9 protein-coding genes, 1 tRNA gene and 1 pseudogene are annotated in these 12434 nt (G+C 61.9%); 5 read left to right on the top strand and 6 right to left on the bottom strand.

The window, feature by feature from the left end; translation table 11 throughout:
• The first annotated feature begins 190 nt into the window (after window positions 1-190).
• From dprA to AWB75_RS00980, 3 genes are all read left to right on the top strand, one after another.
• Entirely contained in the window at window positions 191-1396 is a 1206-nt protein-coding gene (dprA, locus tag AWB75_RS00990) for a DNA-processing protein DprA (RefSeq protein ID WP_061122207.1), read from the top strand.
• Window positions 1397-1471: 75 nt separating this feature from the next.
• The gene (locus tag AWB75_RS00985) at window positions 1472-1849 is read left to right on the top strand and encodes a thioredoxin family protein (protein WP_061122206.1); all 378 of its coding nucleotides are present in this window, start codon (window positions 1472-1474) and stop codon (window positions 1847-1849) included.
• Window positions 1850-1999: 150 nt separating this feature from the next.
• A complete protein-coding gene (locus tag AWB75_RS00980) occupies window positions 2000-4648 on the top strand; it encodes a DNA topoisomerase III (RefSeq protein ID WP_061122205.1) in 2649 nt (882 codons plus the stop codon).
• A gap of 83 nt (window positions 4649-4731) precedes the next feature.
• Here AWB75_RS00980 and AWB75_RS00975 read toward each other — a convergent pair whose 3' ends face one another.
• Together AWB75_RS00975 and AWB75_RS00970 are read right to left on the bottom strand one after the other, a co-directional pair.
• The gene (locus AWB75_RS00975) at window positions 4732-5817 is read right to left on the bottom strand and encodes a LysR family transcriptional regulator (protein WP_061122204.1); all 1086 of its coding nucleotides are present in this window, start codon (window positions 5815-5817) and stop codon (window positions 4732-4734) included.
• 322 nt (window positions 5818-6139) lie between these two features.
• Window positions 6140-8011, bottom strand: a complete 1872-nt coding sequence (locus AWB75_RS00970; protein WP_061122203.1) for a phosphoenolpyruvate carboxykinase (GTP) — start codon at window positions 8009-8011, stop codon at window positions 6140-6142.
• Window positions 8012-8499: 488 nt separating this feature from the next.
• Here AWB75_RS00970 and AWB75_RS00965 point away from each other — a divergent pair, with 488 nt between their 5' ends.
• Window positions 8500-9516 (top strand): D-2-hydroxyacid dehydrogenase family protein, encoded by a 1017-nt coding sequence (locus AWB75_RS00965; RefSeq protein WP_061122202.1) that lies wholly within the window; start codon window positions 8500-8502, stop codon window positions 9514-9516.
• Window positions 9517-9531: 15 nt separating this feature from the next.
• Here the strand turns inward: AWB75_RS00965 and AWB75_RS00960 are convergent, their stop codons facing one another.
• The 3 genes and pseudogenes from AWB75_RS00960 to AWB75_RS00950 all read right to left on the bottom strand — a co-directional run bounded on the left by AWB75_RS00960 (window position 9532) and on the right by AWB75_RS00950 (window position 11250).
• Window positions 9532-10008, bottom strand: a complete 477-nt coding sequence (locus AWB75_RS00960; protein ID WP_061122201.1) for an OsmC family protein — start codon at window positions 10006-10008, stop codon at window positions 9532-9534.
• Window positions 10009-10021: 13 nt separating this feature from the next.
• Window positions 10022-10842, bottom strand: a pseudogene (locus AWB75_RS00955) (patatin-like phospholipase family protein).
• Window positions 10843-11250, bottom strand: coding sequence for a PaaI family thioesterase (locus AWB75_RS00950; protein WP_061122200.1), 408 nt, complete (start codon window positions 11248-11250; stop codon window positions 10843-10845).
• Window positions 11251-11400: 150 nt separating this feature from the next.
• Here AWB75_RS00950 and AWB75_RS00945 point away from each other — a divergent pair.
• A tRNA-Lys gene (locus AWB75_RS00945) sits at window positions 11401-11476 on the top strand.
• Between the two features lie 163 nt (window positions 11477-11639).
• Here the strand turns inward: AWB75_RS00945 and AWB75_RS36865 are convergent.
• Window positions 11640-12215: a hypothetical protein gene (locus AWB75_RS36865; protein WP_143746389.1), complete on the bottom strand. Its 576-nt coding sequence runs from the start codon at window positions 12213-12215 to the stop codon at window positions 11640-11642.
• Window positions 12216-12434: the final 219 nt, after the last annotated feature.

Raw genomic sequence — 12434 nt, 5'->3', positions numbered from 1 at the left:
TCTACGCGCGCCGCGACGCGTGTAAATCGGCCATTCGGCCAGGTTGCGGGTAATGGGGCGGCATGCCGAAGATATGCGGGTGAATCGCGTCGATTCAACGCCGCCGGCAAGCGGCCAATCGGCGTCGCTTCGGGCCGTGGATCGAGCCTGAGCGACCTTTCTTTATCTGTTCCGGATCAAAAATCTTAACATGACGACCGTTGCCCTGCCGACCGAGGAAGCCGCTTCGATACCTGATGCCAATGAACTGCGCGCCTGGCTGCGGCTCACGCATGCGAAGGGGCTGAAGCCGCTCGCGCTGCGTCTGCTGCTCGGTGCGTTCGGCGGGCCGCTCGACGTGCTGTCGGAGAGCTTCGCGTCGCTCGCCGAAACCGCCGACGCCCGCGCAGCCGTTGCCGTGCTCGCGCCGCCGTCCGATATCGAAGGCGTTCCGTTCGACCACTATATTGAAGCGGTTCTGGCGTGGGCGTCGGAACCGGGCAATCACATTCTTACATTCGCCGATACCGCCTATCCACAGGCGCTGCTCACCATGCCCGACCCGCCGCCGCTGCTCTACGCGAAAGGCCGGCTCGATTTGCTGCAGACGCGCGCGATCGCGATCGTCGGCAGCCGGCACGCCTCGCCGCAAGGTCTCGAAGACGCACGACGCTTTGCCCGCGCGATGTCGGATGCGGGACTCGTGGTGGCGTCGGGACTGGCGCTCGGCATCGACGCGGCCGCGCATCGCGGCGCGCTGGAAGGCGACACCGGCACGGTGGCGGTAATCGGCACAGGCGCGGATCTCGTGTATCCGGCGGCGCATCACACGCTCGCGCACGAAATCGCCCGAGATGGCGCGATTCTGTCCGAATGGCCGCTCGGCACGCCCGCCCGGTCGGCGAATTTTCCACAGCGGAACCGGTTGATCGCGGGCCTGTCGGGCGGCGTGCTGATCGTCGAAGCGGCGATGCGTTCCGGTTCGCTCATCACCGCGCGGCTCGCCAACGAAATGGGGCGCGATGTTTTCGCGCTTCCCGGATCGATCCACGCACCGCTTTCGCAGGGTTGTCATCGCCTGATCAAGCAGGGCGCGAAGCTGGTCGAAGCGCCGGAGGACGTGCTTGAAGAATTCGGTGTTTCGTCGGCGAGCATCGCGCGTGCGGCAGCGAAACGCGCGAAGCCGCGTCCGGTCAGCGCGTCGTGGGCATCGGCGCGAATAGCCGATTCCGCCATCGGCGATAACGCCGGCCGCGTGCTCGACGCGCTCGGGCACGCGCCCGCGACGCTTGAAATTCTCGCGGCGCGCACTTATCTCGACGGAGCGGCGCTCCAGGCCGCATTGCTGCAACTCGAACTGGCGGGCCATGTGGCGGCGCTCGCAGGCGGCCGCTACACGGCGGTGGAGCGCTCGTGAAGCCGCGTCGTGCTACATTCGCGGAAAAATGAGCCGTCCCCGCAGTCCACTCGAATAAAGGATGCCGCACCCGCCATGTCCGCGCTGAATCTCGATACCGATGCCGATCGCATCGCGGAGCGCATCGCCGTGCCCGGCACGCTGTTCGTCGCCTGTCTGTGCGCCGAATGGTGCGGCACGTGCCGCGAATATCGCGAAGGATTCGACAGGCTGGCGGCCGCGCATCCGGATATCTGCTTCGCGTGGATCGATATCGAGAATCACGCCGACCGCTTCGATGACCTCGATGTGGAAAATTTTCCGACCATCCTGATCGAGGATTCGGTCACGACGCGATTTTTCGGCACGGTGCTGCCGCAGGCGTCCATCGTCGATCGGATGCTGACCGACCTGACCGCGCTGCCGGGCATGGTCGGTGCGCCGAAATTGCGTCCGGCGCTCGCCACGGCTTGACCGTTTTTTTGCGCGCGAAACGCGCTTCGCGAGCCCCATATCGAAGCGCCCGGATACGCGCTTCGACTACCACTGCACAAACCGTGTGCTATAAAGCGGTCGTTAAAGCAGCCCAAACCGGGCCGCTGCCAGTTACCAACTTATTGAGTCATGTCCAAAGCCCTGATCATCGCTGAGAAGCCCTCCGTCGCGAACGACATCGCGCGTGCGCTGGGCGGCTTCACCAAGCATGACGAGTATTTCGAGAGCGACGATTACGTGCTCTCGTCCGCGGTCGGCCATCTGCTCGAAATCGCGGCGCCCGAGGAATACGACGTCAAGCGCGGCAAATGGAGCTTCACGAACCTGCCGGTCATTCCGCCGCATTTCGACCTGAATCCCATCGCGAAAAGCGAATCGCGCCTGAAGGTGCTGACGAGGCTGTTGAAGCGCAAGGACATCGACCGCCTCATCAACGCCTGCGACGCGGGGCGCGAGGGCGAATTGATCTTCCGGCTGATCGCGCAGCACGCAAAAGCGAAGCAGCCGGTTCAGCGCCTCTGGCTCCAGTCGATGACGCCCGCCGCGATCCGCGAAGGCTTCGCGAATCTGCGCAGCGACGCCGACATGCAGCCGCTCGCCGACGCCGCCCGCTGCCGTTCCGAAGCCGACTGGCTCGTCGGCATCAACGGCACGCGCGCGATGACCGCGTTCAACAGCAAGGGCGGCGGTTTCTTCCTGACGACCGTCGGCCGCGTGCAGACGCCAACGTTGTCCATCGTCGTCGAACGTGAGGAGAAAATCCGCCGTTTCGTGCCCCGCGACTATTGGGAAGTGCGTGCCGAGTTCATCGCCGCGAAGGGCATCTACGAAGGCCGCTGGTTCGATCCGAAGTTCAAGCGCGTCGAAAACGATCCGGAACAGCGCGATTCGCGCCTGTGGAGTCTCGCAGCAGCCGAATCCGTCGTCGCGGCGTGCCGCGACAAGACCGGCACGGTCACGGAAGAATCGAAACCGTCCACTCAGATGTCGCCGCTGCTTTTCGATCTGACCAGCCTGCAGCGCGAAGCCAACGGCCGCTTCGGGTTCTCGGCGAAGAACACGCTCGGTCTCGCGCAGGCACTGTATGAAAAGCACAAGGTCCTGACGTATCCGCGTACCGATTCGCGCGCGCTGCCCGAGGACTACCTGAGCACGGTCAAGGACACGATGACCATGCTCAAGGAGAGCAACAACTATCTGCCGTTCGCGAAGCAGGTGCTCGACAAGGGCTGGGTGAAGCCGAACAAGCGCATCTTCGACAACTCGAAGATCAGCGACCACTTCGCCATCATCCCGACATTGCAGGCGCCGAAGTCGCTGTCGGAGCCGGAGCAGAAGCTGTATGACCTCGTCGTGAAGCGTTTCCTGTCGGTGTTCTTCCCGGCGGCGGAATACCTCGTGACGACGCGCATCACCGAAGTCTCCGGGCATCAATTCAAGACGGAAGGCAAGGTGCTCGTCGAGCCGGGCTGGCTGCAGGTCTATGGCCGCGAAGCTGCTGGCGAGGACGGCAATCTCGTGCCCGTGCAGAAGGGCGAACAGGTCGACGTCGAGAAGATCGCCGCGCAAGGCCTCGTGACCAAACCGCCCGCGCGCTACAACGAAGCGTCGCTGCTCTCGGCGATGGAAGGCGCGGGGAAGCTCGTCGAAGACGAAGAACTGCGCGACGCGATGGCCGCGAAGGGCCTCGGCACGCCGGCCACGCGCGCGGCGATCATCGAAGGTCTGCTAGGCGAAAAGTACATGGTGCGCGAAGGCCGCGAACTGATTCCGACCGCCAAAGCATTCCAGTTGATGACGCTTTTGCGCGGCCTCGGCGTCGAAGAACTCACGGCGCCCGAACTGACCGGCCAATGGGAGCACAAGCTGTCGCAGATGGAGCGCGGCAGCCTGCATCGCGATCAGTTCATGCAGGAAATCGCGCGAATGACGCAGACCATCGTCAAGCGCGCGAAGGAATACGACTCGGACACGATTCCCGGCGACTACGCGACGCTCGAAACGCCGTGCCCGAACTGCGGTTCGCAGGTGAAGGAGAACTATCGGCGCTTCGCGTGCACGAAGTGCGACTTTTCGATCTCGAAGATTCCGGGCGGGCGGCAATTCGAAATCCCGGAAGTCGAGGAGTTGCTGCGCGAGAAAACCATCGGGCCGCTGTCGGGTTTCCGTAGCAAGATGGGCCGTCCGTTCTCCGCGATTCTCAAACTTTCGCTCGATGACGAAATCAAGAATTACAAGCTCGAATTCGATTTCGGTCAGGACAGCGGCGGCGAGGACGGCGAACCGCCCGATTTCTCCGAACAGACGCCGGTCGGCGCATGTCCGAAGTGTCAGTCGCGCGTGTTCGAGCACGGCATGAGCTACGTCTGCGAGAACTCGGTATCGAATCCGAAGACTTGCGACTTCCGCTCGGGCAAGGTGATTCTTCAGCAGGAAATGTCGCGCGAGCAGATGGCGAAGCTGCTCAACGAAGGCCGCACCGATCTGCTGACGAACTTCAAGTCATCGCGCACGGGACGCAACTTCAAGGCGTTTCTCGTGAAGCAGCCGGATGGCAAGATCGGCTTCGAGTTCGAGAAGAAGGAAGGCAAGCCGGGAGCGAAGACGGCTGCGGCCAAGCGCGGCGCCGCGGCGGAAGCGCCAGCCGAGGGTGGCGATGAAAGCGGCGACAGCGATGTCGCCGTGGCCGCGAAAACCACGCGCGCGAAGCCTGCGGCGAAGAAAGCGCCGGCGAAGAAGGCCGCCGTCAAAAAAACCGCGGCGCGCAAGACGAGCTGACCTTTTCCTCAGCGACAAAAAAGAAAACCCCCGCGAAGCGATTCGCGGGGGTTTTTCATTTGCGCAGCTTTCGCGCGACGCCTTCAGAACGGCGATGCCGCTGGCACGCGCCCTCGCGTTCGCGAAGGTTTCGACAGCTTCGGCGCCATTTCGCCATCGATCGGACGTGAGCGCGGCGCGGGCGTCGCGTCTTCATCGGCATGCTCATAACGGGCGTGCGCCGCCGACACAGGCCTGCCGCGGCCATCGCGAATCCACTGCTCGCCGAGCTGATGATTCGGCGTCTGGCTGAAATGCTCGACCAGGTGATCGATGAATGTGCGAACCTTCGCCGGCAAGTGACGCCGGCTCGGATACGCGACGTTGATCTCGACCTGCGGCAACTGATAGTCCCCGAGCAGGCGCACCAACTGGCCGCGCGTCGTGTCGTTGCCGATCAGGTAGCTCGGCAGAATCGCGATGCCCATGCCGAGCAGCGCGAACTGCCGCAGCATTTCCGTGTTGTTCGCGATGATCACGTTCTGCGGGCGCACGCGCACTTCGCCTTCCGGACCGGTGAACACGCGCTCGTCGCCCCAGTACTCGGACGGCAGGCTCAGGCACGGATGCTCGAGCAGATGCTCCGGGCGCGTCGGCGTGCCGTGCTTTTCCAGATATGCGGGCGTTGCGCAGACGGTCATGCAACCCGTCGTCAGGCGCCGCGTGACGATGCTCGCGCTCTTCACCTGCCGGGCGATGACGATGCCGACATCGAAACCTTCCTCCACCAGATCGACCTGACGATCGACCAGCGTCACATCGGGCACGACCTTCGGATAACGCTGCGCATAAGTCTGCAACACGGGCGCGAGATTATGCAGGCCGAACACGACGGGCGCGACGATCCTGAGCGACCCGAGCGGCTCGTGATTGCGCGCCACCACCATTTGCTCGACATCTTCAAGTTCGTCGAGAATCTGCCGCGCCCGTTCCAGATAGACCTGGCCGGACTCGGTGAGCGAAAGGCTGCGCGTCGTGCGGTTGAGCAGGCGCGTGCCGAGGCGGCCTTCGAGGTCCGCGACGTGGCGCGTCGCCACCGCATTGGAGATATCCATCGCGCTCGCGGCCCGGGCGAAACTTCCGAGATCCGCGACTCGCACGAACACTCTCATCGACTGCAAATGATCCATAAAGACAACTCCTGCCGCTACACGGCTCGAATTCTGCTGCAAAGCAATTCAGGATTATCCTAGGACCGGCGCTTTCGTGCAGAAGTTGCCGGTAAGCACGAAAAAGTCGAAAAAAATCTGTTAGTTAGCCGCGTTATGGCGATGAAAGATCACCGATTGTTGCGTTTCACACAACACTCGATTAGGGGTTCGCTGATAGACGAAATTTTGAAATGACTGCCCGCGTCTATTTTGACGGTGTAGGCAAGAAAAAACGGGCCGGCTTGCGCCGACCCGTTCTTTTGGGGATTGATTCAGTTTTTGACGTCAATCCGGCGCAGCATCACGCTGCGAGACGTTTCTCCATGCCCGCTTTTGCTTGCGGCAAGGCTTCCGGCAAGCCGTGTTTCAGTTTCGCGAACAACTCGTCGTGGAGCGCGAGTTCGTCGCGCCAGGCGGTGTCGTTGACAGAGATGACCTGCTCGAACTGCTCGCGCGTGAAGCCGAGCGCGCCCCAATCGATGTCCTCGTAACGCGGCGAAATCCCGAACGCGTGCTCCTCGCCCTTCGCCGAGCCTTCGATGCGGCCGATCATCCAGTTCAGCACGCGCATGTTTTCCCCGAAGCCCGGCCACACGAACTTGCCGTCGTCGCCCTTGCGGAACCAGTTCACGCAGAAGAACTTCGGCGCCTTCGCGTTCATCGCCTCGAGGCGCTCGCCCACCTTCAGCCAGTGGCCGAAATAGTCGGCCATGTTGTAGCCGCAGAACGGCAGCATCGCGAACGGATCGCGGCGCACGACGCCCTGCTGGCCGGCGGCGGCGGCGGTGGTTTCGGAGCCCATCGTCGCGGCCATGTAGACGCCTTCCTTCCAGTCGCGCGCTTCGGTCACGAGCGGCACCGTGTTGGAGCGGCGTCCGCCGAAGATGAAGGCGTCGATCGGTACGCCGGCCGGGTTCTCCCAATCCGCGTCGATCGACGGACATTGCGACGCCGGCGCCGTAAAGCGCGCGTTCGGATGCGCGGCTTTCGCGCCCGTTTCCTTCGCGATTTCCGGCGTCCAGTCGCGGCCCTGCCAGTCGATGAGATGCGCGGGCGGCGTGTCGGTCATGCCTTCCCACCAGACGTCGCCGTCATCGGTCAGCGCGACGTTCGTGAAGATCACGTTTTCCTTCAACGTGGCCATCGCGTTGAAGTTGGTCTTTTCGCTCGTGCCCGGCGCGACGCCGAAATAGCCGGCTTCGGGGTTGATCGCGTAGAGACGGCCGTCGCGGCCCGGCTTGATCCAGGCGATGTCGTCGCCGATGGTCGTCACCTTCCAGCCGTTCAGATCGCTCGGCGGAATCAGCATCGCGAAGTTCGTCTTGCCGCACGCCGACGGGAACGCCGCTGCGACGTGATACTTGCGCCCTTGCGGCGACGTCACGCCGAGAATCAGCATGTGCTCGGCGAGCCAGCCTTCGTCGCGGCCCATCGTCGAGGCGATGCGCAGCGCGAAGCACTTCTTCCCAAGCAGCGCGTTGCCTCCGTAACCCGAGCCGAAGCTCCAGATTTCGCGCTTTTCGGGGAAATGCACGATGTATTTCGTGTCGTTGCACGGCCACGGCACGTCCTTGCGGCCACGACTAAGCGGCGCGCCGACCGAATGCACACACGGCACGAACTCGCCGTTCTCGCCGAGCACGTCATACACGGCGCGGCCCATGCGCGTCATGATGCGCATGTTCGTCACCACGTACGGGCTGTCCGACAATTCCACGCCGATGTGCGCGATCGGCGAGCCGAGCGGGCCCATCGAAAACGGCACGACGTACATCGTGCGACCGCGCATCGCGCCGTCGAACAGGCCGTCGAGCGTCACGCGCATTTCCTGCGGATCGACCCAGTTGTTTGTGGGGCCGGCGTCTTCGCGCCGCTCTGAGCAGATGAAGGTGCGGTCTTCGACGCGCGCCACATCCGAGGGGTCCGAGCACGCGAGGAAAGAATTCGGGCGCTTCTCGGGATCGAGCTTCTTCATGGTGCCGGCATCGACCATCTGCTGGCAGAGCCGGTCGTATTCTTCCTGCGACCCGTCGCACCATTCGATGCGGTCCGGCTTGGTCAGGGCCGCGACTTGCTGCACCCATTCGATGAGTCGTCGGTGACGGACATGAGCCGGCGCCTCGATCTCGACGGCGTTTTTATTGTTGTCTTCGACTACTGCGGGCTGGTTCATCGAGCTGTCTCCGTTCTTCTGCAATGAAAACCGATTTGCCCATACAACGCTGCATGCGAGAGGCGTTTGCGATTCGAACCGCCGGGCGCTTTCGTGCAACTCCGAAAAATGGTTTCATCGCACGAAAATGCGGTTCGGGAGCCAATGCGGCGTCACGGGCATGAATCCTTCACAAGCAAACCGTACCTTTCGCGGCTTGCGTGGCAAAGGAACAAACTGTTAAAAAGAGATACTAAGTGGCCTGCCTCCTCGCGAAATTCCGTGTTTTCCGCTAGTTGCGCGAAATTTCTCTATTTTGGCGGGGACGCGCGAGCCTCCTGAAAAATGGGGAGTCAAGCATAACACCGCATCGCGCGAACCTCGTGATGCAGCGCAATAAGACACAATAGAGCGCAATTTATCGGTATTTACCCGAACTTAGGCGCTCCATTCTCTCCCTCGATAAAAATGCAGCACGTTCGATGCCTAACAAAAGCCAATCCATGCCCATGAAAATCGCCATTCTCGACGACTACCAGGATGCCGTCCGGAAGCTCGATTGCTTCCATCTGCTCGATGACCATGAGGTGAAGGTCTTCAATAACACGGTACGTGGTCTGGGACAGTTGGCCAGCAGACTTTCGGAAGTCGACGCGCTCGTGCTGATTCGCGAACGCACTCGCATCAGCTCTCAACTGCTCGACAAATGCCCGAAACTGCGCATGATCAGCCAGACGGGACGCGCGGGCGGCGGTCATATCGATATCGATGCGTGTACGGAACGCGGCATCGCAGTGCTGGAGGGCACGGGCTCTCCCGTCGCGCCTGCCGAACTGACTTGGGCGCTGATCATGTCGGCGCAGCGGCGCATTCCGCAGTACGTCGCGAACCTCAAGCAAGGCGCGTGGCAGCAGTCGGGGCTGAAGACATCGGCGCTGCCGCCGAACTTCGGGCTCGGGCAAGTCCTGCGCGGGCAGACGCTCGGCATCTGGGGCTACGGGAAGATCGGCAAACTGGTCGCGGGATACGGCAAGGCGTTCGGGATGAACGTGCTCGTCTACGGACGCGAGCATTCGCAAAGCGCGGCGCGCGAAGACGGCTTCGCAGTCGCCGAGACCCGCGAGGCGTTCTTCGAGCAAAGCGATGTCCTGACGCTGCATCTGCGCCTGACCGAGGAGACGACTGGCATCGTCAAGCAGGACGATCTGATGCGCATGAAGCCGACCGCGCTCTTCGTCAACACGAGCCGCGCCGAACTGCTCGAAGAGAACGCGCTGCTGAATGCGGTGCATCACAACCGGCCGGGCATGGTCGCGGTGGATGTCTTCGAGAGCGAGCCGATTCTGCAAGGCTATGGCCTGCTGCGGATGGAGAACGTGATCTGCACGCCGCACATCGGTTACGTGGAGCGCGAAAGCTACGAGCTGTATTTTGGCGCGGCGTTCCGGAATATCCTCGCGTTCGATGCGGGCGACACATCGAGCGTGTTCAACAAGGAAGCGCTCCAGCACGCGCGCCGCCGCTGAGCGCGAGTCGCGGGGCTAGAGCGTCGAGATCTCGATCGACGGCTCGCAGCGCACCGGAAAATTCACCGAGTTCGCGATGAAGCAGAAGCGGTGAGCGTCTTCGTGAAGGCGCGTCGCGAGACCGGCATCGCCGCCAGCGCCGATCGTCACGCGCGGGCGCAGCGTGACATCGACGAAACGTCCGCTCCCGTTCTTCTCCTCCTGCATCGTGCCGATGGCTTCATCGACATAGGCCGTCACGACGATCTTGTTCGTCGCGCACAGATGCAGATACCAGAGCATGTGACACGACGACAGCGACGCCACGAACAACTCCTCCGGATTGTGACGCGCGGGATCGCCGCGAAACGCCGGATCGCTCGACGCTTCGATCGCCGGCTTGGCGCCAACGCGTACGAGATGGTCACGCGAGTAAGCGTCGTAGGCGGAGGTGCCGGAACCGATATTGCCGGTCCAGTCGACTGTGAGTTCGTACGTGTGCTGCTTCGCCACGGTCTGCTCCTTGTCAGGCGGAATGCTCGGCTACTTTCAGAAGACGCGGCAGGCGCTCGAGAAAATCCTCGCCGTCCGCGCGGCCCAGATCGTAAGCATGTTGCATTTGCGATGGACTCGTATAGTCCCAGCTCGAAATCGGCACCTTGCGCGATGGCTGGATGTAGATGCGCTTCTGCTCGCCGTGCGGAACGACGAACATGCGCTCACGCGGGTAGAGCCGCGTGACCATCACGAGCACGAGACCGGGCGATGCATCGAGCGCGGAGACGGGCACGTTGTCGACCATGCCGCCGTCGAGGACGGGGCGGCCGTTGCGTCGCAGGATCGGCGTGAACGGCGGCGTGCTCGACGACTGGAGGATGAGATCGGCGAGATCGTCGATCGTCGCGCATTCCTGCGCTTTCACGAATTCGGGATGGAAGCCGAGCGCCTGACCGAGCGTCGGATGCAGCGCCTTGCGCACGTATTTCTCGATGTTGTACGCGATCAGACCCGCCGCCACCGCGCTACGCGCGCCGAGCCAGCGCGGCAGATGCGACACACCGATGCGGATCTCGGGCGCTTTCGCGAGATCGTGAAAGCGGTCCGCGAAGATCCGCGCAGCAGATTGCCCCAGTAGGCGTTTTTCCTGTTCTCGCGCAGCGCTTCGGCGTAGTAGCGCATGACCCAGCGCGACTCGTTCGTGTAGAGCATGCACGCCGTCGCCGCACCCGCCGATATGCCCGCGACGACGCGCGGCCTGAGATTCAGTTCCGGCTGGATGACGTCCCAGAATCCGGCTTGCCACCAGCAGCGGTTTCCCCCGCCGGCGAATACGACCTGATCGAACATTTACTTGATGATGAGCGCGTAGGTTGTCGTGGCGTGCGCGGCGAGTTCGCCTTGCGCGTCGCGCAGTTCGATATCGCCGAAGACGAGATTGCGGCCGTGGCGCTGGATGCGCGCGGTGACGAGGACGTCGCCGGCTTTTACCGGGCGCATGAAGGTCGTGTTCAGCGAGACGGTGGTCATCGGCTGGAAACCGCCTAAGACGTGTGAGATGACGACGACCATCGCGGTATCGGCGGCGGCCATGAACACCTGACCGCAGATGACACCGCCCGCGTGACGGAGGTGGTCGGAGTACGGCAGGCGCAGCGTGACCGCATTGTCGGCGACGGATTCGGGCGCGAGTCGTAGCTCCTTGACCCACGGGGCCAGGATGCTGTCGAGCAAGGCGCGGATGGCGGTATCGTCCATTTTGGCTGGCCTGGTTTGGATGCGCCATGATACCGGGGTGTCCGGGCCGTGTTGCCACGCTTGTTCGAGGGTTCCGTCGGAAAGTTAAGAATTTTCTTCGGTGGGGTATTGCGCCTCTTTAAAAACTGCCGCTATAATCTCGTTTCTGTTGGGGCGTTAGCTCAGTTGGTAGAGCAGCGGACTCTTAATCCGTAGGTCGAGTGTTCGAGTCACTCACGCCCCACCAACAAATTCAAAGGGTTACAGGCGATTTGCTTGTAACCCTTTTTCGTTTTTCCGCCACGTGTAACCGCTGTGTAACCGAATTCGCCAGACGGCATAGGACCGCGGAAGCGGCACTCTCGGCGGGTTTCAGCTCGGCGTGTCTAAGGCTTCATCCCGCTCGTCGGCTACGCGCCTTCAAGGTCCTCTATTCTGCTTCTCAGTTCCCCTACTTCGTCCCAGTCGCTTTCCTTTTCGCTGAAACGCTCAACGTGTTGGGATAGGTGAATCACTTGCCTGTCAGAAATTGCGAACATTTCCCGCAAGCCTTGCACCTCACGGCGCAAGGCAGTCGTCTCAATCGACAGATTCACGCCCACTGCCATCGCGCTGCTTAGAAAAAACTTCAGCCAGAAATTTCCCTCAACCAGCCAAAAGACCAAAGCAGTCCCAGTAATACCAATAATGAGTTTTACACCAACCTCAACAACCAGTTCACCGCGCCTGTACCTACTGTCCACGATTTCATTCCCCCGTTCGCTTTTGGCAGCGGCGAACATAGTACCGCTTGGGCGGCCCAAACCGTCGAAAAGAGGGGCTTGCGCGTTTTCTCCGCCACGACAACATACCGCTTCGTCATCGGCGTGTTTAACCAGCCGCGCCATTGAAAGCGCGTCCCTCGGCTTTCTCGACGAGGCACAGCTTGAGCATCCCACGCTGGCGATACGTCGCAATAGCCACAAAACGCCTTTGGAAGCGTTCATAGGGCTTGTCGCCTATGTCGAGACGCAGCATACGGGGGGCGCTTTTTTGGGACTCAAGAAACGTTGTCGATTGCCTGTTAAGCCGCTGATACCTGTGAGACGGCTAACCCCGCCTTTGCTATTTCGCTCTAATTTAGAGAATCGGGCCATGGAGCGGATACCGTTCTTTCTATGGCAAGCAACGCGGAAACCAGAAACCCGGAGAGCATCGCATAGTTG

This window comes from Caballeronia catudaia, from assembly GCF_001544755.2.
Classification (GTDB): Bacteria; Pseudomonadota; Gammaproteobacteria; order Burkholderiales; family Burkholderiaceae; genus Caballeronia; species Caballeronia catudaia.
Note: the sequence above shows the minus strand (reverse complement) of the source record. Positions and strands in the feature narration are given on the sequence as shown.

Excerpts from the sequence above, each read along its gene's own strand:
- dprA (WP_061122207.1), top strand. The coding sequence starts at position 191 with ATGACGACCGTTGCCCTGCCGACCGAGGAAGCCGCTTCGATACCTGAT.
- AWB75_RS00985 (WP_061122206.1), top strand. The coding sequence starts at position 1,472 with ATGTCCGCGCTGAATCTCGATACCGATGCCGATCGCATCGCGGAGCGC.
- AWB75_RS00980 (WP_061122205.1), top strand. The coding sequence starts at position 2,000 with ATGTCCAAAGCCCTGATCATCGCTGAGAAGCCCTCCGTCGCGAACGAC.
- AWB75_RS00975 (WP_061122204.1), bottom strand. The coding sequence starts at position 5,817 with ATGGATCATTTGCAGTCGATGAGAGTGTTCGTGCGAGTCGCGGATCTC.
- AWB75_RS00970 (WP_061122203.1), bottom strand. The coding sequence starts at position 8,011 with ATGAACCAGCCCGCAGTAGTCGAAGACAACAATAAAAACGCCGTCGAG.
- AWB75_RS00965 (WP_061122202.1), top strand. The coding sequence starts at position 8,500 with ATGAAAATCGCCATTCTCGACGACTACCAGGATGCCGTCCGGAAGCTC.
- AWB75_RS00950 (WP_061122200.1), bottom strand. The coding sequence starts at position 11,250 with ATGGACGATACCGCCATCCGCGCCTTGCTCGACAGCATCCTGGCCCCG.
- AWB75_RS36865 (WP_143746389.1), bottom strand. The coding sequence starts at position 12,215 with ATGAACGCTTCCAAAGGCGTTTTGTGGCTATTGCGACGTATCGCCAGC.